The 24,404-nt window shown below is 41.3% G+C and carries 11 protein-coding genes, 6 pseudogenes and 1 other annotated feature; of the genes and pseudogenes, 11 read left to right on the forward strand and 6 right to left on the reverse strand.

Features of this window, described 5'->3' with window-relative positions; translation table 11 throughout:
• Positions 1 to 117: 117 nt before the first annotated feature.
• A pseudogene (locus M5V91_RS27190) lies at positions 118 to 3,017 on the reverse strand (transglycosylase domain-containing protein).
• Positions 3,018 to 3,172: 155 nt separating this feature from the next.
• Positions 3,173 to 3,398 (forward strand) — a binding site (T-box leader).
• Positions 3,399 to 3,476: 78 nt separating this feature from the next.
• Here M5V91_RS27190 and tyrS point away from each other — a divergent pair.
• Complete coding sequence (tyrS, locus tag M5V91_RS27195; RefSeq protein ID WP_019383053.1) at positions 3,477 to 4,736, forward strand: tyrosine--tRNA ligase; 1,260 nt, start codon at positions 3,477 to 3,479, stop codon at positions 4,734 to 4,736.
• A gap of 96 nt (positions 4,737 to 4,832) precedes the next feature.
• Here the strand turns inward: tyrS and rpsD are convergent, their stop codons facing one another.
• A complete protein-coding gene (gene rpsD, locus M5V91_RS27200) occupies positions 4,833 to 5,435 on the reverse strand; it encodes a 30S ribosomal protein S4 (protein ID WP_009333317.1) in 603 nt (200 codons plus the stop codon).
• 585 nt (positions 5,436 to 6,020) lie between these two features.
• Between rpsD and M5V91_RS27205 the strand changes: the two are divergent.
• Both M5V91_RS27205 and megL read left to right on the forward strand, forming a co-directional pair.
• Positions 6,021 to 7,888, forward strand: a pseudogene (locus M5V91_RS27205) (sensor domain-containing diguanylate cyclase).
• 140 nt (positions 7,889 to 8,028) lie between these two features.
• Positions 8,029 to 9,216, forward strand: coding sequence for a methionine gamma-lyase (megL, locus tag M5V91_RS27210; RefSeq protein ID WP_009333315.1), 1,188 nt, complete (start codon positions 8,029 to 8,031; stop codon positions 9,214 to 9,216).
• Positions 9,217 to 9,266: 50 nt separating this feature from the next.
• Here megL and M5V91_RS27215 read toward each other — a convergent pair.
• Positions 9,267 to 9,745: pseudogene (locus M5V91_RS27215) on the reverse strand (GAF domain-containing protein).
• Between the two features lie 252 nt (positions 9,746 to 9,997).
• Between M5V91_RS27215 and refZ the strand changes: the two are divergent.
• Positions 9,998 to 10,588, forward strand: a complete 591-nt coding sequence (gene refZ / locus M5V91_RS27220; protein ID WP_439649977.1) for a forespore capture DNA-binding protein RefZ — start codon at positions 9,998 to 10,000, stop codon at positions 10,586 to 10,588.
• Between the two features lie 6 nt (positions 10,589 to 10,594).
• On the opposite strand, the pseudogene hisJ reads toward refZ, so the two are convergent.
• Positions 10,595 to 11,388, reverse strand: a pseudogene (gene hisJ / locus M5V91_RS27225) (histidinol-phosphatase HisJ).
• A 690-nt stretch (positions 11,389 to 12,078) separates the two neighbouring features.
• Between hisJ and ezrA the strand changes: the two are divergent.
• Positions 12,079 to 13,765, forward strand: a pseudogene (ezrA, locus tag M5V91_RS27230) (septation ring formation regulator EzrA).
• A 325-nt stretch (positions 13,766 to 14,090) separates the two neighbouring features.
• Here ezrA and brnQ read toward each other — a convergent pair.
• A complete protein-coding gene (gene brnQ / locus M5V91_RS27235; RefSeq protein WP_284521621.1) occupies positions 14,091 to 15,434 on the reverse strand; it encodes a branched-chain amino acid transport system II carrier protein in 1,344 nt (447 codons plus the stop codon).
• A gap of 333 nt (positions 15,435 to 15,767) precedes the next feature.
• Between brnQ and M5V91_RS27240 the strand changes: the two are divergent.
• From M5V91_RS27240 to rarD, 6 genes and pseudogenes are all read left to right on the forward strand, one after another.
• Positions 15,768 to 16,912, forward strand: a pseudogene (locus tag M5V91_RS27240) (cysteine desulfurase family protein).
• Positions 16,909 to 18,117 carry a tRNA uracil 4-sulfurtransferase ThiI gene (thiI, locus tag M5V91_RS27245; RefSeq protein WP_009333302.1) on the forward strand — a complete coding sequence of 403 codons (1,209 nt, stop codon included), beginning with the start codon at positions 16,909 to 16,911 and terminating at the stop codon, positions 18,115 to 18,117. The pseudogene M5V91_RS27240 and the gene thiI overlap by 4 nt, the downstream one beginning before the upstream one ends.
• A 322-nt stretch (positions 18,118 to 18,439) precedes the next feature.
• Complete coding sequence (locus M5V91_RS27250) at positions 18,440 to 18,643, forward strand: alpha/beta-type small acid-soluble spore protein (RefSeq protein ID WP_009333300.1); 204 nt, start codon at positions 18,440 to 18,442, stop codon at positions 18,641 to 18,643.
• 173 nt (positions 18,644 to 18,816) lie between these two features.
• The gene (gene mbcS / locus M5V91_RS27255) at positions 18,817 to 20,406 is read left to right on the forward strand and encodes an acyl-CoA synthetase MbcS (protein ID WP_071156146.1); all 1,590 of its coding nucleotides are present in this window, start codon (positions 18,817 to 18,819) and stop codon (positions 20,404 to 20,406) included.
• Between the two features lie 359 nt (positions 20,407 to 20,765).
• Positions 20,766 to 22,361 (forward strand): amidohydrolase, encoded by a 1,596-nt coding sequence (locus M5V91_RS27260; RefSeq protein ID WP_251174719.1) that lies wholly within the window; start codon positions 20,766 to 20,768, stop codon positions 22,359 to 22,361.
• Positions 22,362 to 22,490: 129 nt separating this feature from the next.
• The gene (gene rarD, locus M5V91_RS27265; RefSeq protein WP_071156203.1) at positions 22,491 to 23,423 is read left to right on the forward strand and encodes an EamA family transporter RarD; all 933 of its coding nucleotides are present in this window, start codon (positions 22,491 to 22,493) and stop codon (positions 23,421 to 23,423) included.
• A 139-nt stretch (positions 23,424 to 23,562) separates the two neighbouring features.
• Here the strand turns inward: rarD and M5V91_RS27270 are convergent, their stop codons facing one another.
• The gene (locus M5V91_RS27270; RefSeq protein WP_009333292.1) at positions 23,563 to 24,363 is read right to left on the reverse strand and encodes an NAD kinase; all 801 of its coding nucleotides are present in this window, start codon (positions 24,361 to 24,363) and stop codon (positions 23,563 to 23,565) included.
• Between the last annotated feature and the right edge of the window lie 41 nt (positions 24,364 to 24,404).

Raw genomic sequence — 24,404 nt, forward strand, 5'->3', positions numbered from 1 at the left:
TGAGCAGCGGTTTTTTGTTTAGCAAAGTATCTAGAATATATTTTGGGCGATTGTTATTTCTATAAAGAAAAAGCAGAATCCCAAGCCCTTTTTGGGCAAATGGGATTCTGCTTTTCTTTAATTAGTTTCTTCACCTTCATCAGGTTCTGATGGTTTATCAGCATCAGGCTTTTCCTCGGCTGGAGGAGGATCTTTAGGTTTCTCTTCTTTAGGTTTCTCTTCTTTCGGCTTCTCTTCTTTTGGCTTCTCTTCCTTCGGCTTTTCTTCTTTCGGTTTTTCTTCTTCCGTCTTTTGGCCGATTTTTACTACATTGGAAGAAGCAGACTCTTTGCCGGCAATGTCAACGGCTGTTACATGGATCGAGCCGCTTCCAGCCTTGTAGTTTAAGGAAGAGCCGGCTTTTATTGTAGCAACTTTTTTACCTCCGCTGTAAACGCGATAGCCAATGACATCTTTTTCAGGATGTGCTCCCCAAGTAATGGTTTGGCCAGAAGCTTTTATGCTTGGGGCCGCAGGTGCTTTGCCATTGTCTTTGAGCTGATCTGCACTTGTCAGAATACTCTTCCAGCGTTCTTTATTCGGAATAAGAGTACTTAGATTTGCTTTAATGCCGAATAGTTTTTGAATATAATCCGGATTCACTACCATTCCAGGTTCAGTAAACTCTTCTGGTGTTGAATCAAGTGCCATATATTTTTTATCGCCAATTCGTACAAGTTTTCCATTGCCAAGGCTATCGTCAACTTTTGTAGGAACAAATTTGGCATTGAATAAATCAGTCTCGACTAAGCCAGCTTTAGAGCATGCTTCTGAAGGAAGAAGGCCTGAAATGGCACAGAATGAACGTCTTACGATTCCGCCCGGCATTTTAAAGCTTTCACTCGGGTCAACAAGATCAGGTGCGACGTCATATGCTGCATTCATCAAATCTGCCCAGAGATAGTTATTGCGCAAACTATAGCTTAGCGGTCCAGGGGCTTTTAATGATTTAGGCGTATCATATCCTGACCATATGCCGAAAGTGACATTCGGATTGGATGCCACGAACCATGCATCTATGAATTCAGTACCAGTACCAGTTTTCCCTGCCCAGTCAGAACTGAACTTCAATCTGTTCTTAATCGATGTGGCAGTTCCGCTGTTAATAACGTCTCTCATCATATCGATTGTAAGGTACGCTGTCTGCGGACTGAATACATCTACAGGCTCAGATTTATTCTGGAATATAATGTTCCCGTCTTTATCTGTGATTTTCTCGATCATATAGGCGTCAATAAACTTTCCGCCGTTGGCAAATGTAGTAAAGGCATTCGTATTTTCTTCAACAGTTACCCCATATTCCAAAGAACCAATGGATGTAGACAAGTTTGTATAGTCAGGACCGATCAGAGAGGTAAAGCCCATTTTTTCCAGATAAGAGGCAGGCCGCTGTCCGACTATATCCTTATAAAGCTTTACAGCTGGGACATTGTATGAATGCTTAAGTGCTTGTCTGGCTGAAACGAGCCCGCTATAGGTATTCGTATAGTTCTTTGGCCAAGGCCTATTTAATCCTGGACTTAGATATAGCGGCACATCAGGCAGAATGGTGCCAGGTGCTGCTTTTCCAAGTTCCATTGCAGGAGCATAGACTAATAGCGGCTTCATGGTTGAACCATTTTGTCTTAGAGCGCTTGTAGCATGATTCAGCTGCTCGCGTTTGTGATCGCGTCCGCCGACAAAGCTGATGATTTTACCGGTTTTATTTTCAATTAAAATGGCTCCAACCTCTACGGGCTCCATGATTTGTTTATTTTCACCGGTTTCTGGGTCCTTAATCGTCTCAGGTTTGTCTGGCCCATAATAAGGGTAGTTATTTTTTACCTGCTGCATTTTATCATAAATATCTTTGTTGATCGTCGTATGGATCTGGAAGCCATTCTGGCGGATCGTCCGGTCTGCCAGAGTCCTGTATTCCTCTCGGAGCTCGTCATCTTCTTTTAAGTCCTGCTCTTCGTATCCATCATTTTTTGCGAGAATCTTAGTCATGATGTTTACTGCACGTTCTTCAATTTCATACGTCAAATATGGGTACTTTTCCAAAGGGCTTTCTGAAGGCGTAGTGAAATCCTTGGTCAGGTCGTAAGCCAAAGCTTCCTCATATTGCTTCTGGTCAATCTTTCCGTCGTCATACATTCTTTTCAGAACAGTTTTCATCCTGGAGAAACCTGGTTCCAGATTTTCTTTGACCGTTCCCTCCCTTGTAAAAGGAGTGTAGCCGAATGGACTCTGCGGCAGCCCTGCTATGAATGCAGCCTGGGGCAAGGTTAATTCTTTTGCACTCACCCCAAAAATGCCTTTGGCAGCTGCTTCAACTCCGGCAATATTACGTCCGGATGCATTTCTTCCAAAGGTAGATACATTCAGATATGCTTCCAATATCTCTTTTTTATCAAAGAATTTCTCCAATCGCAAAGCAAGCAGAATCTCTTTTGCTTTCCGCTCGAAAGAAACTTCATTCGTTAAGATTTGGTTCTTTATCAGCTGCTGTGTAAGTGTACTTCCGCCGGATTGAACAGATGAATTTGTTACTTCCTGGAACAGTGCGCGCATAATCGCTTTTGGCACCACTCCGTCATGCTCGTAGAAATATTCATCTTCAGTAGCTACAACTGCGTTAATTAAGTGTTCCGAAACATCATCAAGCTTAACTTCCTCACGTTCCAGGTCAGTCCGGAGCTTCCCTAAATAAACATTATCGGCAAAATAAATTTCCGATGTTTCTGCATAGTCATAAATATCTTTTTTCATGCTGGCATAAGATCGGATTGGCTCATCCTTTACCAGCGACGCGAAGTAACCTGCTCCAAGCCCCCCGCAAATGAACCGCCAATGACAGCTAAAATGAGAAACAGCAAAGTAAGGTTCCAGACAACCTGGTAAGTAATGCTCGCACCTTTAGCTGCTTTTTTATTCCCGAAAAGGCCCGGAGTTTGCCTCAATTTATTAAATAACATCTGAAACTTTTCTTTCATCATATCAATCCCCCTAAAATCACATCTATTATAGCATATTGCGACATAGTAATATGACAAGGTTCGCCATTTATCTGAAATTTCCTTTTTTCGCACAGGCATTTGACATTTGGCTGATTTATATGATAAAAATGTTTTATCTTAGACGTTTAAATATTTTATAGGCATTGATGGGAACCCAGTAATGCTTCTATCCCTGTTTCAGAAAGCCGGCGTTCGCTGCGAGCCGGTACAAATAGAAGTATGAATTACCTCCCTGAGCTTTCACTGTCAACCTGCCCAGCAGTTATAGCAGTGGACGGATTATCCGTTATTCTGAAAGAGTGGAGGACAGCTGTCCTCAATTTGGGTGGTACCGCGCAAAAACGATCATGCGTCCCTGCATATTTGCAGGGGCGTTTTTTTGTATGGGTGATTCCCTGTTAATGCCTTGAAAATAGCCGTTAAATAGGAGGAGTTAAGATGAGTTTACTTGAAGATTTGCAATGGAGAGGGATTATTTATCAGCAGACAGATGAAGAGGGCATTGAGAACACTCTCGGTAAAGAAGCAATCTCTTTATACTGTGGTGTAGACCCAACAGCTGACAGCATGCACATTGGGCATCTGTTGCCGTTTTTGACATTAAGGCGCTTTCAAAAGGAAGGCCATCGTCCAATCGTTCTAGTAGGCGGGGCCACTGGCCTGATTGGAGATCCAAGCGGTAAAAGCGAAGAGCGGAAGCTGCAGACGCTGGAAACTGTACAGCATAATGTGAACTGCATAAAGAACCAGCTAAAAAGAATTTTTGATTTTGAAGGTGAAAATGGTGCAATCATGGTTAACAACTATGATTGGGCAGGGTCCATGGATATTGTTACATTCCTGCGTGATTACGGGAAACATGTCGGAGTCAATTACATGCTCGCTAAAGACACCATTTCTTCCAGACTGGAAACGGGAATTTCCTTTACAGAATTCACATACACCATCCTGCAGGCCATGGATTTCCTTCATTTATATGAGAATCATAACTGCAAAATGCAGATTGGCGGAAGCGACCAATGGGGGAATATCACAACCGGCCTTGAGCTCATCCGCAAAATGGCGCCTGAAGGGTCAAAGGCATACGGCCTGACCATACCTTTGGTTACGAAAGCGGATGGAACAAAATTCGGCAAAACGGAAAGCGGAGCAATCTGGCTTGATTCGGAGAAAACATCTCCTTATGAGTTTTACCAGTTCTGGATTAATACAGCAGATGCGGATGTAATCAAATACCTTAAGTTCTTTACATTCTTATCCCGTGAAGAAATTGAAGGCCTTGAAAAAGCTGTTCAAGATGAACCGCATCTCCGCAAAGCCCAAAAAGCACTTGCTGAAGAAATGACACGCATGATTCATGGAGATGAAGCATTGGAACAGGCTATAAAGATTACAGCAGCGTTATTCAGCGGAGAAATTAAAAACCTTTCGGCTTCAGAGATAAAACAAGGCTTTAAGGATGTTCCATCTTATGAGCATTCTGAAGGAGGAGAATTGGGGATCGTTGATTTGCTTGTTGCTGCCAAAATCTCCCCATCCAAACGCCAGGCACGTGAAGATGTGACGAATGGCGCTGTTTCAGTAAATGGCGAACGCATAACGGAGCTTGACTACACTCTTTCTGATAAGGATAAGATTGAAGGCCAATTTACTGTCATTCGCCGCGGAAAGAAGAAATATTTCTTAATTAAATACTAATCAAAAAGCCCTCCTTTGATGGAGGGCTTTTTGATTATCTCAGAGTTTTCCGGACAACAAAAAAACTGCCGAAATGTATCGGCAGTTTTAAAATTATTAACGAGAGTAGAATTCAACGATTAGAGATTCGTTGATTTCAGCTGGAAGTTCAGAACGCTCAGGCATGCGAGTGAAAGTTCCTTCTAGCTTGTCTGCATCGAAAGATACGAAGTCAGGTACGAAGTTGTTAACTTCAATTGCTTCTTTAACGATGTCAAGGCTGCGAGATTTTTCGCGAAGTGTAATTGTTTGACCAGGTGCTACGCGGTATGATGGAATATCAACGCGAGATCCATCAACCATGATATGACCATGGTTAACTAGCTGGCGAGCTTGACGGCGAGTGCGTGCAAGACCTAAACGGTAAACCACGTTGTCAAGGCGTGATTCAAGAAGAATCATGAAGTTTTCACCGTGCTTACCAGGCATTTTGCCAGCTTTATCGAATAAATTGCGGAATTGACGCTCATTTACTCCGTACATATGACGAAGCTTTTGCTTCTCCTGCAATTGTAATCCGTATTCAGATAATTTTTTGCGCTGGTTTGGACCATGTTGTCCAGGAGCGTAAGGACGCTTTTCTAATTCTTTACCAGTTCCGCTTAGAGAGATTCCAAGACGACGGGATAATTTCCAGCTTGGACCAGTATAACGAGCCATTTAAGACTCCTCCTTTTGTGTTTTTATTTGGGTAAAATAAAAACAGAAACAGATGCGCACAACAATCATGTCCATTTTGTTTTCATGTACCTTCGCCCTAGCAGCAGAGGGTTACACAGTACCCCATCCCCAGAAAACTCTGGTTGAGGAACAAAATGAGTGCATCAAGGTGCTCACATAGGCTGCAATATTTTACACAAGGAGTATTATATAATTTTTAGAGGATAAAAGTCAAGTTGATTTTATTTTTACTCCTTCATTTTTTAAGGATGTTTAAATTATAAGCGAAGATTTTGTCCTGTGCCATAATTCACTTGAATTAGAAAACTTAATAACGAGTCCATTAGCAAGATATGATATAATAAAGAAAAAATTGGAATTGTTTAATTAATAGGAATGCGGCTTCGCTTTTTTTATTTTAATGTGTATTTTATGCAGCGATTACTTTTCTTAAAAATATGAATATAGGAAAGTTGAAACGAAATAGCCACATGTATGCTCAAAATATTAATTTCTAGTCCGTTATAATATACCTTATTGGTTTAAAGATTCATGATCTGAGACATTTGATAGGTGATAATAAAGATGGATACACTTGAACACCAAATCATACTTAGTTTAAAAAGCCGCTTTTTTGACATTATCGATACGGAGAACGGTTTCTTTCACTATGAAAAATTACTGAATGAAATGCTCTCTTCCATTAAAGCCCTTACCGGAGCGGATGAAATAACTCTGTACGTCTTTAATGAATGGAAACAGGAGTTTTTTGCAGAAGCTGCCACGAACCCGGATGCTTTGCTTTCACCTGCTTTTTCAGGTGATTTAAAAAGATGGGCTAACAAAAACAGAGGGTTGCAGAGTTTAAGGACCGAGATTAAGGAAGAACAAATCATGATTCCTCTTGTAAAGAGAGGCAAGCTGCTGGGATGCATGATTTTATCAGGTGAATCAGGCTGTTTTCATTCCTATACAGAAAAAGTATTTCAGGAGCTTAGCGAAGAATGCGGGCAATTTCTTGATAAAGCTCAGGGGCTGGCCAAAATTGCATCTGAAGAAAAACGTTATAAACAGCTGTATCGAGTTACGGAGAAATTCCATTCCTCAATGGATATGGATATGGTGCTTGGGGAAATTATTTATACTTTGCAGGAAATGTACCCCACTTTTACCTATTATCTTCTGCTGTCCCAGGATAACAATAATCATGGGGATCTGCCCATCAGAGACCTTGAATATGACAGCGAAAACATCGCGGCCATGCAGGCATATGTCACAGGGGCAGTTCAATTTGAAGATTCCCTGCAGGAAATGCGCTCTGTCTTATATGCCCCATTAAAAGGGAAGCAGGGGGTTTATGGAGTACTTCAGGTCATTGCGCCTAATACCATGATATTCCCTAAAAATGAAATTGAGTTTATAACACTTCTGGCTAATACTGCAGGAAGTGCACTGGAAAATGCGCAGCTTTATCAGCAATCCAAGCGATTGATAGCGGACCTTCAATTAATTAACGAAACTTCCCACCGCTTGAATTCGAATTTGCGGCTGACAGAAACCATGAACTACATGGCAGATCAGATTCTGCATTCCTTTGATGCTGAAGAAGCGGGTTTCATCTTGATAAATTTTGAAAATGCCGATGTGAATGTAATCCAGGGCAGTACTGAATTTTTTCAAACCAAAGAGGCAGAAGACTATATTCACTATATAAGGAAAAAGATCATCAAGGAGAAAGAGTCTCTTTTTATTGGGGATTTTTCTTTACAGTTCGAGGGTGCGGCAAGTTTATATAAATCCATCATGGCTGTTCCAATGGCCCAATCTGGAGTATTAAAGGGATTTGCCCTTGTCATGCATAGCTCTCCTTATCATTTTTCATTTGAAACATTCAAGTTGCTTCAGTCTTTGATTCATCATTCCACGCTTGCCTTTACCAATTCAATGCTTAGAGAAGAGCTTGAAAAGATGGTTGTAACAGATCACTTAACCAAACTATATTCCCGAAGCTATCTGGATGATCGGATTCATCAGTCCATGAATGAAGATCATGAAGGAACATTTATGCTTGTGGATATAGATGATTTTAAATTGGTAAATGATACATACGGACATCAGGTTGGCGATGAAATCATTATTCAAGTTGCCAATTTAATTAACAGCAATATCCGCAGCACTGATATAGGCGCACGATGGGGCGGAGAGGAGCTGGCTCTTTATCTTCCGGGTGTTTCATTGTCGGCGGGAGTACTTATTGCTGAACGGATTGTCAGAAAGGTATGTCAAATCACAGATCCCCAAGTAACCATTTCATGCGGTATTTCGTATTGGAGCAGGGGGAAAAAGATTCATATGCAGCGCTTTTTAAAAGGGCTGACAGGGCATTATATACCGCCAAAAACACAGGGAAAAATAAAGTGATCATTGAGTCGGCTGCAGATTCATTTATCTAGGACTGCCTTATGGAAAGGCAGTCTTTATTGATATTTTTCCAAAACAAAATACTTTCAAAAAATATACTATTATCATATGCTGAAAGAGAAGTTTATTATAGATAATAATGTAAGCGCTTGCAATGAAAAGGAGAGGTAAAATGGATAGGAAACATCGGTTTAACTTCGAGACGCAGGTCATCCATGAAGGATACGATGCTGAAAGGTTCAAAGGGAGCCTCGCACCGCCAATATTCCAGACGTCAACTTTTACATTTGAGACAGCACAGCAGGGTGAAAAACGTTTTTCCGGTGAAGAAGAAGGGTATATCTATTCCCGTCTGGGCAATCCAACAGTTAAGATGCTTGAAGAAAGAATGGCCGTACTGGAAAAGGGAGAAGCAGCCCTTGCTTTTGGGTCTGGTATGGCTGCAGTTTCAGCTGTCCTGTTTGCTTTAACCAAAACAGGTGATCATATTTTATGTTCTCAGGGAGTTTATGGATGTACATTTGGACTCCTGGAGATGATGGAGGAAAAATTTCAAATCAGCCATGATTTTTCAGCTATGGAATCAAAGCAGCAGCTGCTTGATGAAATTAAACCGGAGACTGCCTGTATTTATGTTGAAACTCCAATAAATCCAACAATGAAATTAGTGGATCTGAGTATGGTTGCAGAAGCAGCGAAAGAGAAAGGAATTCCAGTTGTAGTGGATAATACTTTCTGTTCACCATATTTGCAGAATCCGATCGAACTGGGCTGTGATATTGTCATTCATAGTGCGACAAAATACATCGGAGGTCATGGTGACGTAGTTGCCGGGCTTGTAATAGGCTCTAAAGAATTTTTGGATAAAGTCTCCATGACGACTCAAAAAGACATTGGAGGCATTATTTCACCTTTTGATGCCTGGCTGCTTCTGCGCGGACTGAAAACACTTGCAGTCAGACTCGACAGGCATTGTGACAATGCGGAACGGCTCGCATCATATTTGCTGGCACATCCAAAAGTAGAAAAAGTTTATTTTCCTGGAGACAGCAATAATGCAGATTTTGAAATTGGGCAAAAACAAATGAGGAGGCCCGGCGGGATGATTTCTTTTACTCTAAAGGGGGATAAAGAGACTGCCCAGGAATTTATGAACCGGCTGAATCTTATTAAAATTGCCGTGAGCCTTGGTGATGCTGAGACATTAATTCAGCACCCTGCTACTATGACTCATGCAGTGGTTCCAAAGGGATCACGTGAAAAAATGGGCATTGAAGATACGCTGCTGAGGCTTTCAGTTGGGCTTGAGTCAGTTGAAGATATCAGGGATGATCTGTCCCAGGCACTCGAAGGAGTTTAATAGTAAAAGGAGATGGTCGCAGATACAGTCATCTCCTTTTTGCTATTCCGTTAAAGGAATGATACAAGTACTTCCGAGAAATCTTCCAGGAATTTTTGGTCAAGTTCATCAAACCGGTTTTTTCAGGAGAATCAATATCCAATACACCAAGAAGATTGCCCTCTTTGACAAGCGGAATGACGATTTCAGACTGTGAGGCTGCATCACAGGCGATATGTCCAGGAAATTGATGGACATCTTCAACACGGACTGTTTCCATTTGCTTGGCAGCAGTCCCGCAAACACCCTTACCAAGGGGGATTCTTACACATGCCGGCAGACCTTGAAATGGCCCAAGAACAAGCTCCCCTTCTTCCATCAGGTAAAATCCTACCCAGTTGGTGCGGTCCAGGAATTGATTAAGAAGTGCTGATGCATTGCTTAGATTGGCAATGCTGTTCGTTTCTCCTTCAAGAAGAGCAGCGAGCTGTTTAATCAATAATTGATAATTTTCTTCACGGGTTCCCTTGTATGATTCGACACTAAACATCACAATTCACCTTACTTTCTAAAAGATATATGAATTTCCTGGCAGATGAACAGGAAAATAGATAGACATTGTCGAGAACTTTAAAAAGGATAAGACGATTTTAGCAAGAATGTTTAATTATCACAACAAATCCGTTTTTGAATAAACCCATAATTTATTATTCGCTCATATGTACATGAACAGAGACTTTACAAAAGAAAGCGAGGCGGGAAAGATGAAAAAAATTCAAAAGAGGCAATTGTATCGGCCGCTATATCCTTATTTAATACGAAAGGTTTCTCCGGGACTTCCATCCGTGATATTGCAGGGAAAGCGCAGACGAATCCAGCGAATATTGCATATTATTTCGATAACAAACACGGGCTGCTTGAATATTGCTTTACAGCATTTTTTGAAGGGTATATTGAGGAAATAGAGAAGGGATTTTCAATTCTTGAGCAGGGGGCGGCTCTGAGCCTGAAAAAAATTGCGCAAAATATCATGGTTTATCAATTTGAGCATAGCCATCTAACAAGATTGATACTCCGGGAAATTTCTATAGATTCCCAAGTGGTAAGGGAAATTATGTCCACTTATTTAGCAAAGGAAAAGTTTTATTTTGGCAAGGTGCTGGAAAGGGGAATGAAAACAAAGGAGTTTCGTAACCATTCAGCCAATTATATGATTGTTCAGCTGAAAGGACTCCTGTCAATGCCATTTTTGAACACACATTATATGGCTGAAGTTCTGCATGTATTTCCTCATGAAAAATATTTCGCAGACAAATACACGAAGGAGATCTTCAATTGGGTTGATGGAGTCCTGTGCAATCATGCTGGAAAACCTTATGCTGCTGTACTCTAAAAGCATTTAAAGGTGTTTCATTCTATCAAGGCCCTGACCCATTTCCTTTGCCTGATGAGAATCGGACCCATAAACCAGTGAAATGCCTTTTTGGGCCGCTGCTTCTGCAGCCCAATCGGGAGGATAGGACTCCTTGCATAACGGCTTGGCGAAACCGGCTCCGTTATAGTCGAGTTCATAGCCTTTATTTTGCACCTCATCAAGTATTTGGTTTATTTCCTCTCTAAATTCCCGATCAGCGGGATATTTTTTTGGAATTTTTTCACCAGGGTGATATGCCCAATCCTTCCAGGTTTAAACGGCCCTAAATCTGCTTTTATAGATAAAAGCAGGGTGCGGAAATAATTCAAATAAACTGCTTCAATAGAACCGTATTCTTTGATCATCTTTGCAAAAACATCGGGACTGTAGTCCAGGCATTCGTAGCGGCTTCCATGCTTTAGAAAGTGTACAGATAAAATGGAGTCATCTATATATCTCCCGTTCATATCAAGAAATTTGCGGATCTCCTGTTCAAAGCCTTCAATATAATCCACTTCAAGCCCCGCATTAATCCTGATTTTTCCTTGATAGGCAGCTTTCACCCTTGATATATCAGTGAAGTATTTCTCAAGATGCTCCTTGCGCATCGCACTGTCGCGAGCAGGTGCGGGATCCTCAAAGCCCTCAGGGAGCGGAGCATGTTCAGTAAATGAAATTTCTTTAAAACCCAGATTTATTGCTTTTTCAACATAATCTTCAAATGCGTCCTTTGTCCCGTGCGGACAATAGGGAGTGTGGATGTGTCCGTCTTTTAGCATATGGAGAACTTCCTTTCTGCATAGGTTTTTCGCAGTCTAACGGGCAGAAAAGCTCCCTCTTTAAGAGCCTAGGTATTTTAGAAGGAATAGAGAGAGTCAAACTGCCCGTAAAGGCCCGAAAGAAGAACAAAGCCTAAGAAAACCGCGTCCTACCAGAAGCTTCCGCTTTCGGTCGTGCGATCTATCGCTGCCGTAGCCTTCCTTGTCCTGTGGCAACGTCTTTGTGGCCCGCTTCCTCCCAAAAGCTGTCGCATTTGGTCGTGCGATGCTCATGCTGACGAAGCCTTCCTTGTCCTGTGGGCCTCAACTAAAAAACAGTGGGCAAGAAACCCCGCTGTTTGAAGTTTCACTTTAAAAATACAGTACTCAAGTCACTTTTTAACTTATCTCTTAAATAAAGAAGGAAATCTTTTATAAAAAGCGAATTGTTTGTATTTGAACAGTTCATATAGTTCAATAAAAAATACGGATGTTCCAGTTATTTTCCGAAAATAGCAATTTAGACAAGATATAAAAGAAGAAATTCATAAAAATATGAAATAAATAGTCAAAAAATGTCGTTTACATGGTATCATAAAAGCATTGAAAATAACATGTGAAAATGAAGAAACGCCTGCGGGCATTTGTTATTTCTTAAATAAAAACTTTACATATACATATTGGCTCGGGAACAGAACAGGGGGCTTTAAAATGGAATACATAATTGGAGTTATAGTCATTCTTTTATGCCTATATCTCACGGGTTATTTTTTAAAGAAAAAACATTATAAGGAAATTGACAGGCTGGAAACATGGAAGATGGACATAACGGATCGCCCAGTTCTAGATGAGATGTCAAGAGTGAAAAAGCTTAATATGACGGGCCAGACAGAAGAATTATTTGAGCGATGGAGAAATGAATGGGATGAAATCGTAACTTCACAGCTTCCTGATGTGGAGGAATTGTTATTTGATGCTGAAGAGAGCATCGATAAATACCGCTTTAAGAATTCCCAGGAAGTTCAGCAGAGAATAGAGAAGAGATTAACTGAGATTGAAGAAAGCATAAAAAATCTGCTGAGTGAATTGAATGAGCTGGTAGGCAGTGAAGAAAAAATAGAGCGGAAATTGAAGAACTGAAAGAAATGTATCGCCAATGCAAAAAGTCTCTGCTTGCGCATCGCCATACATTCGGTAAATCAGAAAAAATTCTTGAAGAACAGCTGGATGAAGCATTGGCCAAATTTGAAGAATTCGATGAGAAAACCGAGAAGGGCAATTACCTTGAAGCTCGTGAAACCCTTCTAGTGATCAAAGCGCTGCTTGAGGATTCTCAGGCTAAAATGGAAGCTATTCCAAACCTGATGGTTGAGTGTCAATCCAAGATCCCTTCCCAGCTGGAAGAGTTAAGGGAAGGGTACAAGGAAATGCTGGATCAGGGGTATCTGCTTGATCACCTTCAACTAGATAAAGAAATTGAGAGGCTTGAAGAACAAGTAACAGGATATGCCGGCTCCATTGATCAGGCGCAAATCGAGGAAGTTCAAAAAGGGGTCGAAGAGATTAAAGATAATATTGAACTTCTGTATGATCTGCTCGAAAAGGAAGTACATGCCAGACATTACTTAAGCCAGCAGGATGATGCAACAAGAAACATGCTTTATAATAATAAAGATATGAATAATCAGCTTAAGACAGAGATAACGGCTATCCGTCATAGCTATCATGTTCCAGATAAGGATCTGGAAATTCAAATCCACCTGGAGAAAAAATAACTCAGCTCTTCAAAAAATTCGAAGTGCTGGAGCATAAGATTAATAACGGGAGTACTCCCCATACTGTCTTGAGAGAAGAACTTGCTGAAATCAAGGAACACATTGAGGAAATTTCAGATGAGCAGACAGCCTTTGCGGAAATGCTCCAGGCCTTAAGAAAAGACGAGATGTCTGCCAGGGAAAAAGTCAAAGAGTTAAGCAAGAAAGTGGCAGAAACGATAAGGCTTATCTCCAAAAACAATGTGCCCGGTGTTTCCCAGGAATATAAATATTTGATCCAGGATGCGAAAGAAAGCATAGATAATGTGCTGGCTAAACTCGATGAGAAACCATTGAATATTCCTGCGGTTCAGCAATATCTTGAAGTTGCTGTGCTTACTGTTGATAAGGCTGCTGATTCAGTGGGTGATATGATTGAGACGATTCTTTTAGCAGAGAAAGTCATTCAATATGGAAATCGGTACAGAAGCAGATATCCATCTATTGATAAAGGGTTAAAGGAAGCAGAAGCTTCATTCAGAAGCTATGAATATAAAACAGCACTGGAGCAGGCTGCAGCTTCGATCGAAGAGGTCGAGCCGGGTGCGATCAAGAGAATAGAAGAAATAATAACTGAGCACTAAAAAACCAGATCCGATTGGATCTGGTTTTTTGTTGTCTGGTAATTTATAAAATATATCGTTGTAAATAACTTTAATGAAAAATTATCTGCATTTAGCTCCAGCGCCTAGCTCCCGGGTCATAAGCCAAATCACTCCAGAAATGAGGACAAGGAACCGCTTCGTCAGCGATACATCGCCCGGCCAAAGCGAGCTTTAGGAGGTTTCCTGTGTGATTCGGTCTTATGCCTGCGGGACTTGCACAGGATAAGCCGGCTTTAACGTTCGCCACCGGACGTGGCGGTTTTTAGTTGAAGTTCATCCATCAAGGCGCTTCCGCCTTTGGTCTTTAGTCATTTACTGCAATTGGCTTTTTAGCTTCTCCGAAAGCCATTGCCAGGAAGTAACCTATAACAGCTCCTGCAATGGCAGGTACAATCCAGCCGATTCCCTCAGCAAAGAATGGCAGGAATTGCAATGAGTCTGTGATGACGGATACATCCATTCCAGCAGTTTTTAACCCATCCACAATGCTAATTAAGCCTGTGGGAATTAAAGCCCCTATATATACCGCCGAGTATCCATTAAACGCATTGTGCATAAAAGAAAGCAGAATCAGCACGATGGCCAGAGGATAAATTATGATTAAGATTGGCAATGAAAGTTGAATCAGCTGAGTTAAACCAATGTTTGCAACCACCATGCTGAACAGCGAAAGAATGATGACAATGGTTTTATAAGGTACTTTTGGGAGCAGTTTATGAAAGTACTGCGCACAAGCGGAAACGAGTCCGACAGACGTTGTAAGGCATGCTACCGTAATGGCCAGCCCAAGGATCAATGCTCCAGCAGGTCCAAATAGGTACTGAGAAGCAGAGGATAGGATAGCGCCGCCATTATCAAGTTGACCTATAGCTTCCATACTTGATGCCCCAATATACGCAAGGGACAAGTATACTGCCGCAAGACCAGCAGCTGCTATAAGTCCGGCTGTAATGCATATTTTCATAAGTGAATGTTTATTTGTCACACCCATGCCCTGTATTGAACCAATAACAATAATACCGAATACCAAAGCTGCAATTGTATCCATAGTCAGGTAGCCTTCAATGAAGCCTTTAAAGAACGGCCCCTCTGCATATGCTCCCATTGGCGCTTTTAATTCGCCCATTGGAGTAATGATGCTTTTAATAACCAGAACAGCAAGGATTATGAGGAGTGCAGGCGTGAAAATATTCCCGATTCTATCCACTAACTTCGATGGATTCAAAGAAAGCCATGCTGTTATGCAAAAGAAGACAATGGTATAAGCCAGTAAAGAGTAAGTGCTATTGGAAGCGGTTTCAGACAAGGACGGAGTAACTCCTATTTCATAAGCAACGGTTCCGGTACGCGGAATTCCGAAAAATGGTCCTATGGCTAAGTACATAATAATCGTGAAAATAATTCCATATAAAGGGTGTACCCGGCTCGCAATCGTTTGTAAATCGCCATTTTTGGCAATGGCAATAATGCCTAATAGCGGCAATCCGACCCCTGTTATTAAAAAACCGATAATAGCAGTCCATACATTCGTGCCGGCAGATTGTCCCAGGAATGGAGGGAAAATCATATTCCCTGCCCCAAAGAATAGAGCAAATAACATGAGTCCGACGGCGAGAATTTGTTTTGGTGCCAATGTTTTATTCTCCATATATATCCTCCTGAAAATGGTTCCATATCTTAATGTTTAGAACATTTTCATATTAGCACAGGTGCTAAAAAAAATGTCGAAAAAATACGAAGTCTTAATATTAAGTATTTTATGATAATAAACTGGAGCTGTCCTTTACCCACAGTGCAATATTATCAGCTTTCCACGGGGGCAGCAATTCATTCATTTGGTTAAACTGCACAAACTTGAATAACTTAATAGTAAAGAAATGAATATTTAAAAACAAAAGCTTTAATTACATTTCCAATCTTACGTGGTTATGATATGATTTACAGTTGGCTAAAGGGTTTTCGGAACGGAAAGGAGAAGTCCGTGATTTATTTTGATAACAGTGCAACGACAAAACCATATAAAGAAGTGCTTGAATCTTTTATAAAGGTTTCTTCAGAATACTTTGGGAATCCCTCTTCCCTGCATGAATTCGGCGGAAAAGCAGAGAGACTGCTGATGCAGGCACGTGAGCAAATTGCTCATCTGCTGAATGTTAAGCATAATGAGGTGTATTTTACATCCGGAGGGACAGAGAGCAATAATCTTGCAATAAAAGGAACGGCTCTAATGCATAGGAAAAGAGGCCGCCATATTATCACAACTGGATTGGAACATGCTTCAGTGAAGGAAGCGATGGATCAGCTGAAGGAATTGGGCTTCAGCATCTCCATCATTGCACCGGATAAAAACGGTATTGTCCATGCTGAAGACATTGAAAAGGAAATTACACCGGAAACTATTTTAGTCTCTGTCATGCATGTAAACAATGAAATTGGTTCCATTCAGCCAATAAAGAAAATTGGAGAGATGCTGAAGAAGCATTCGCGAGTGTTATTTCATGTAGATAATGTCCAGGGAATCGGCAAGGTTCCTCTTGATCTTTATCAAGCAAGTGTGGATCTGTGTACGATTTCGGCTCATAAATTCCATGGTTTGAAAGGGAATGGGGTTTTGTTCATTCGTGATGGTCTTCGTCTTTCACCGTTATTATCCGGGGGCAATCAGGAATGGAAAATGAGAAGCGGCACAGAAAATGTAGCTGGCATTGTAGCAATGGCAAAGGCACTAAGGCTGACAATAAATAATATGGAAAGGCGTTTAAGCCAGATTATATCTATTAAAAGGTATATTTTTGAAGAAATGAATAAAATCGGGGGTATTACTGTCCATACCCCCGAAAAAACTCTGCTCCTCATATTGTGAATTTTTCCATAGAAGGATTCAAAGCAGAGGTGTTTGTCCATGCTTTAGGAGAGCGCGGGATATATATATCAACTACAAGTGCCTGCTCTTCAAAGAAAGCTGCTGCCAGCAGCACCTTGATGGCTATGGGAATTCCTGAAAAAAATGCGAAAAGTGCAGTCAGGATCAGCTTATCTTATGATAGTACAATGGAAGAGGCAGAGGTTTTTGTTGAGACAGTAAAAGAGACCGTTATAAGGCTAAGAGAGGTTATGAAATCATGATAAATTATGATCGTATACTTATACGATATGGAGAAATCTCCACAAAAGGCAGAAACCGGAATAAGTTCGTGGATAAATTAAGAAAAAGCATATTCGATGTGCTCAATGAATTTCCCGGGATCAAGATAGAATCTACAAGAGACCGAATGTACGTTGTTTTGAATGGGGCAGATGGCAGAGAGGTTTCTGATCGACTTAGGGGCATCTTTGGCATTCAGTCTTTCAGTCCTGCTGTTAAAACCTCTAAAGATATCGAAGAAATGAAGGCAGCAGCATTGGCGTTATTTTTAAAACATTTTGAAGAAGGAAAGACTTTCAAAATTACGGCTAAGAGAGCGGATAAAAGCTTCCCTTTAAATACGGATGAACTGAATCATGAATTTGGCGGACACCTCCTGCAGAATGTGGCGGGTCTAAAAGTGAACGTAAAAAAACCGGATATAAATCTGCAAATTGAGGTTCGCGAAGAAGCGGCTTATTTATCATGCGAAACCATTCAGGGGGCTGGCGGACTTCCTGCAGGTTCCAGCGGAAAGGCCATGCTTATGCTCTCTGGAGGAATTGACAGTCCGGTAGCAGGTTATTTGTCCATGAAGAGAGGATTGGAAATTGAAGCTGTCCATTTTCACAGCCCGCCCTTCACGAGTGAGCGTGCAAAGCAAAAAGTAATTGATTTAACTGAAAAACTTGCTAATATTGCTGGAACCGTTGTACTCCATATAATCCCATTTACAGAGATTCAGCAGCTGATCCATCAGCAGGTTCCATCGAATTATACGATGACGGCTACAAGGCGATTGATGCTCCGGATCACTGATGAAATCCGCAATAAAAATGATGGTCTAGCCATCATCACTGGGGAAAGCCTTGGACAGGTAGCCAGCCAGACTCTCGAGAGCATGTTTGCCATTAATGATGTGACAACAACACCTATCCTTCGGCCTCTTATCACAATGGATAAATCAGAAATCATCGAGATTGCCCAAAGCATTGATACCCACGATATATCCATCAGGCCATTTGAAGATTGCTGTACCGTTTTTGTCCCATCATCACCAAAAACAAAACCAAAACGCGACAAAGTCCGCCGCTTCGAAAGCTTTGTTGACTTCGAACCGCTCATCGCAAAAGCAGTTGAGGATACCGAAAAGATGGTTATTAAGCCTCAATCGCGTAATGCAGAGTCTTTTGGGGAGTTATTTTAATCTAAATTCAGGTTAATTGTTAAATACAAGTTTTATTTCGCTGAGTTGATTGTAGCGGAGGGGCTTGCTCCTCGAAAAATGCTGACGCATTTTCTTCGTACGGTGTTCATTCGGGTAAGTGAATTCAAATGTCCTGCGGTAGGCTCCCGTACCTCCCCGCTGAAAGCAAGTGACCCGTGCTGAAATCAACGCAATTCATCTATATGCCAAAACAGTAAATGTTAAATTTAACTTCGAAAAATAATACAACAATTACCAATTAATTAGTGTATATGGCCATGTGATTCTACACATTCTATACTCACAAGGAGGTGAAAATCACATGGCAAACAACAACAACTCAAACCAACTTCTAGTTCCTGGAGTACAACAAGCTCTTGACCAAATGAAGTACGAAATCGCTACTGAATTCGGTGTAAACCTTGGTGCTGAAACTACTTCTCGCGCTAACGGTTCTGTAGGTGGAGAAATCACTAAGCGTTTAGTTCAAATGGCTGAACAGCAATTAGGCGGTTTCCAAAGATAATTAAATAATATGGCTACAAGGAGCAGGAATTATTCCTGCTCCTTATTTTTGCGCAAAAATTATTTTTCAAAAAATAAATAATTTAAAATTTTATAATAATTTAGTATAATAATTTCTATAGACTACGCATCCGAGTTAAGACACCAGTATTTGACATTGTCAGGGGAGATTTAATGAAACGGGAAGACTTAATTGCGCCGGAGAAATACAATCTCGTATCAGAAATGGAGCGGTTTGCCGGAGATAAGGACAAACTTGCAATAAAGTGGGAAAATGAGCTGGGAGAAAAGAAAGAGATTACATACAGTGAACTGATCCTTAATGCAAATAGAATTGGAAACGTTTTCTTGGAAAATGGTCTGAATAAAGGGGATGTTATTCTGATCATTGTTCCAAGACTGATTGAAGCGTATCAGGTTTACGTTGCATCACTAAAAGCCGGAATTGTCGTCATACCAAGTTCAGAAATGCTTCGCTCGAAAGATCTGCAATACCGGATTAATCATGGGGATGTAAAAGGTATTGTAAGTTATTATCCATATGTTGACCAATTTGAAGATATTAAGGAAGCTGCAGACCTGCCGAAGTTTGTGATAGGCGGAAACGCAGATGGCTGGACCCAGCTGGATGAGGAAATGAAAAAGGCATCCGATGAACTTTCTTTGGCTGACACCTCCCGGGATGACATGGCGTTCCTTTCATATACATCAGGAACAACAGGAAATCCTAAAGGTGTAGTACATACACATGGCTGGGCATTTGCTCACCTTAAAACAGCAGCACCGAACTGGCTATGCATTAATGAAGGCGATACAGTATGGGCAACGGCAGGCCCTGGCTGGCAAAAGTGGATCTGGAGCCCTTTCCTTTCTGTTCTGGGTTCTGGTGCTACCGGAATTGTCTACAATGGAAAGTTCGAGCCGAAGAAATATTTGCAGCTGTTAGAGGATTACCAGGTAAACGTACTTTGCTGTACGCCTACTGAATACAGGCTGATGGCAAAGGCAGAAAATATTCATGAATACAAGCTGCCGGCGCTTCATAGTGCTGTTTCAGCAGGAGAACCGCTAAACCGCGAAGTGATTGATACATTCAAAAAGCATTTTAACGTAAATGTCCGTGATGGGTATGGCCAAACAGAAAATACCCTGCTGGTCGGCATTACAAAGGATATGGAGTTAAAAGCAGGTTCAATGGGCAAACCGACCCCAGGCAACAGAGTTGACATTATCAATGAAGAAGGTGAGGTATGTGCTGTTGGTGAGGTAGGAGATATCGCTGTCCATGTCGAAACTCCTGCGCTCTTCAAAAATTATTATAAAGATCCGGAAAGAACAGCTATGCAATTCCGCGGTGATTACTATATTACCGGAGATAAAGCAAAGAAAGATGAAGATGGCTATTTCTGGTTTGAAGGACGCGGTGATGATATTATTATCAGTTCAGGCTATACGATTGGACCTTTCGAGGTGGAAGATGCGCTTGTAAAGCACCCGTATGTAGCTGAATGTGCAGTTGTGGGGAGTCCGGATGAAGTGCGCGGATTAATCGTTAAAGCATTCGTTGTATTAAGAGAAGGTGTGGACCAAAGCGATCCTAATCTTGTTTCCCAGCTGCAGGAACATGTAAAAGAACTGACAGCTCCTTATAAATACCCTCGGAAAATTGAATTTCTGTCAGAGCTTCCTAAGACCACTTCAGGAAAAATCATGCGTGTGGAATTACGGAAAAAAGAAGCGGAAACTGCTTCCGCACAAAACTGAATGTGTAAAAAATGCAGGCGGGAATTCCGCCTGTATTTTTGTTATACTATGGTAAATGTGAACTTTTAGTTTATCGCAGGCTTAAGGGCAGTAAGACCCCTACTTTAACACTCAGAGTGATCAATGGAGGATTGGTTGGGGGCAGACTGCCCGTAAAGGCCCGATAGAAGAACAAAGACTAAGAATGCCACGTCCTCCCAAAAGCTACCGCTTTCGGTTGTGCGATGTATCGCTGCAGCAGCTTTCCTTGTCCTGTGGCAACGTCTTTGTGACCCGCTTCCTGTGGGCCTCAACTAACAATCAGTGGAAAAAAGATCCCCGCTGATTGAAGTTTCACTCTATTAAAGGAGAAAAGATTTATGGGAACGCTTTGGCATGGGGGCTCGATTTATACCCTTCAGCAGGAAGGTCATCAGATAGAGGCCGTTTTTACAGAAGGAAGCCAAATTATTGAAATTGGCGCGTTGAGAGATTTAAAAAGCAAATATAAAGAAGAGATTCAAAATGAGATAGATCTGCAGGGAAGCACCATGCTGCCGGGATTTGTGGATAGCCATATGCATCTAATCGGGCATGGTGAAAGGCTAATAAGGCTCGACTTATCTAAGCACACATCAAAGCATGAAGTTCTTATGGCTGTAAAGGAATTTTCAGAGACCATAGAAGAGGGAGAGTGGGTCATTGGGGAAGGCTGGAATGAAAATTTATGGGATCAGCCGGAACCTATTTATGCCTCAGAACTTGATCAATTTGTTCCAAAGCATCCTGTCATGCTGAAACGTGTGTGCAGACATGCCCTTGCAGTGAACTCCCTTGGATTAGAAAAAGCAAACATTACTGCAGATACAGAATGTCCTCCAGGAGGAGTAATCGATAAAGATGAATCTGGGAAACTAAATGGACTTTTGAAAGACCAGGCCCAGGAGCTTTTATTTAATGTGATGCCGGCTGTATCAGAAAGCTATTTAAAGAAGGCGCTTCATGCTGCCATTAAAGATGCCTATAGGCTTGGGCTGACAGGAGGACATACTGAGGATCTCAATTATTACGGAGGATTCAGCCAAACTTATCAGGCTTTCAAGCAGGTAATAGAGGCGGATGGTCTATCTTTCCGTGCACATCTGCTTGTTCATCATGGAGTTGCGGATGAAATGAAGGAATCCGGCGGAGGCTATTTAGAGGGAAGTAACCATATAGAGTTTGGAGCTATGAAGATATTCGCCGATGGAGCCCTGGGCGGAAGAACAGCTTTATTAAGTCATCCGTATGCAGATGACCCATCCACTTCGGGAGTTGCCATTTATTCACAGGAGCAGCTTGATGAATTAGTGGAGAAAGCCCGCAAGCATGAATTGCCGGTTGCCGTCCATACGATTGGGGATTTGGCATTTGAAATGGCATTAAATGCGATAGAAAAGCATCCACTGGAAGGTTTGGGGCGAGACAGGCTGATTCATGCACAAATTTTGCGCAAAGAACTTATAGACAGGGCTAAAAAACTGCCTTTAATTATTGATATCCAGCCAAGATTTACAGCTTCTGATTTTCCATGGGTGATTGACCGGATTGGTGAAGAACATATGGAGTACTGTTATGCATGGAAGACACTTCTGAAAGAAGGGATACATTGTGCAGGAGGTTCTGATGCACCGATTGAACCGGCCAATCCGTTCCTTGGAATTCATGCGGCTGTTACAAGAACAAAAATAGATGATCCGCATAATACAGTCTATTATCCAAGTGAAGCGTTAACTGTTTATGAAGCAGTAAGCTTATTCACAAAAGGCAGTGCATATGCTGCATCCCATGAAAATGATAAAGGTATTATAAAAGGAGGATATCTGGCAGATTTCACAATATTAAATGAAGATATCTTTAAAATGCCAATAGGGCAAATTGCTGCCATTTCAGTTAACAAAACCGTTATTGACGGAATAATAGTATACGAAGCATAAGTGAAAGTGCCAGGCACCTATTCAGCAGGTGCCTGGCACTCGTTTTAGCAGAAAAAATGATTGCAAACATTTTTATCGCAGATTTATAATATAAATATTTCGATACTAGAAAGAATTGAGGAAATGGCAATGAAAAATAATGAAGTGCAAACGGGAGCTCTATACGCAGGGTTTGCTTACTTTTTATGGGGCATTCTCCCGGTTTATTGGAAGTTTTTAGATCACGTCCAAGCAGATGAGATTTTGGCAAACAGGATTTTTTGGTCATTTTTCTTTATGCTGATGATTTTGCTGGCATCAAAGAAATGGAATGATTTTGCTGCAACAATGAAAGGATTTAAAACAAATAGAAAGCAGCTCTACGCCCTTATAATTGCCTCCATTCTGATCAGCACCAACTGGTTTTTATATATTTGGGCGGTCAATAACGATCAGATGATTGAGGCTAGCCTTGGCTATTATATTAACCCGCTCGTAAGTGTGATTCTGGGAATGGTGGTTTTTAAAGAGAAACTATCAACTGCGCAATATTTATCTTTTGGATTTGCATTTACAGGGGTTTTGATTTTGACTGTCAGCTATGGGCGGTTTCCCTGGATAGCCATTGTCCTTGCTTTATCCTTTGGTCTTTATGGGCTTGCCAAAAAGCTTATAAAGGTGGATTCAGCAGTTGGGTTAACGCTTGAAACACTTGTAGTGACCCCGATAGCATTTATTTATATGATTATTCTTTTCATGGATGGCAAACAGGCATTCCTGCATGTTTCGCTAAGCTCCGACTTGCTCCTTATAGGAGCAGGCGCAGCCACAGCAGTACCGCTATTGTACTTTGCCAAAGGGGCACAAAAGATACCGATGTCCATGCTTGGGTTTCTGCAGTATATTGCGCCGACAATTACATTGATTCTGGGGATCTTCGTTTATCATGAACACTTTACAAAGCTTCACTTGCTTTCCTTTATGTTTATTTGGCTGGCCTTAACGATTTACTCTGTTTCAAGAACAAAACTCTTTGCCCATTGGGAAACAAAACTAAAACGCGGAAAAGGTATTGGCATATAGAAAAAGAGTTTCGCACCATCTTGCGAAACTCTTTTTTTATAAAAATTAGAAAGTATAAAGTTTTGAACGCCAGGCTGTCTAGCGCAAGCAGCCTACCCCCCTCGAGGTGCCTGGGGTGGGAAAGGCGCTTCCGCTTTTCTTATAAAAATGTCCTCTTAACCTTTTCCCAAAAGGAATTGTCTTTCAGTTTTACGGTTTTAATGATTTTGTCGCTAAGTTTAATATCAATCTTTTCTACATGCTGAATGCTGAGGGCTTCGTTGTCCATTCCCATTGTAGGGTGGTCGTTGCCATCTTGAACCACCTTTAGGGTCAGCTTTCTGTTTCCGCTCAGGATAAAGGAAGATCCGAGCGTGCGATAGCGATTATTATTCAGTGAAGCGAGTTCGCTCACCTGCATGCAGGGAAGCAGCGGGTCAACAACAGCTCCATTTACAGATTTATTATAAGCCGTGCTTCCAGTTGGGGTGGCAACAATCATTCCGTCCCCGCGGAACGTTTCAAAATGAAAATCATCGATAAAGACATCGATTACAAAAGTTTTAATGATGGCAGAACGGATGCTGAATTCATTTAAGCACTGAAACGATGTCTGGTCATCAACCGTAACATCTATAGTGGGATAGCGTCTTACTTCTACTTGTTCATTTGTCATTGCCTCTACCATTTTCGCGGTATCATCGAGATGGAAATCACAGTACAGGCTCAGGCTGCCAGTCGTTGAAATCCCGGCATACAAACAATCATCCCTATAGCCAGTTTTACGAACTGCCTGCAAAAACGTTCCGTCTCCCCCGATGCTTACAATGATATTGGCTTGTTTGAAGTCATTAACAATGGTAAAGGCATGCTCTTCAGCCAGGCTATAAAGCGGTGCTACTTTCTCCATCGTTGCTTCATCTTTTTTGTGATAAAAGTATATATTGCGTCTTTCAGGCATATTCATTCCTCCAAACAGTAATAAAGGTTGTGGAATTCCAG

This window comes from Cytobacillus pseudoceanisediminis, assembly GCF_023516215.1.
GTDB lineage: Bacteria > Bacillota > Bacilli > Bacillales > Cytobacillaceae > Cytobacillus > Cytobacillus pseudoceanisediminis.

Coding starts and splice junctions, on each gene's coding strand:
- tyrS (WP_019383053.1), top strand. CDS start 3,477: ATGAGTTTACTTGAAGATTTGCAATGGAGAGGGATTATTTATCAGCAG.
- rpsD (WP_009333317.1), bottom strand. CDS start 5,435: ATGGCTCGTTATACTGGTCCAAGCTGGAAATTATCCCGTCGTCTTGGA.
- megL (WP_009333315.1), top strand. CDS start 8,029: ATGGATAGGAAACATCGGTTTAACTTCGAGACGCAGGTCATCCATGAA.
- brnQ (WP_284521621.1), bottom strand. CDS start 15,434: ATGGAGAATAAAACATTGGCACCAAAACAAATTCTCGCCGTCGGACTC.
- thiI (WP_009333302.1), top strand. CDS start 16,909: ATGATAAATTATGATCGTATACTTATACGATATGGAGAAATCTCCACA.
- M5V91_RS27250 (WP_009333300.1), top strand. CDS start 18,440: ATGGCAAACAACAACAACTCAAACCAACTTCTAGTTCCTGGAGTACAA.
- mbcS (WP_071156146.1), top strand. CDS start 18,817: ATGAAACGGGAAGACTTAATTGCGCCGGAGAAATACAATCTCGTATCA.
- M5V91_RS27260 (WP_251174719.1), top strand. CDS start 20,766: ATGGGAACGCTTTGGCATGGGGGCTCGATTTATACCCTTCAGCAGGAA.
- rarD (WP_071156203.1), top strand. CDS start 22,491: ATGAAAAATAATGAAGTGCAAACGGGAGCTCTATACGCAGGGTTTGCT.
- M5V91_RS27270 (WP_009333292.1), bottom strand. CDS start 24,363: ATGCCTGAAAGACGCAATATATACTTTTATCACAAAAAAGATGAAGCA.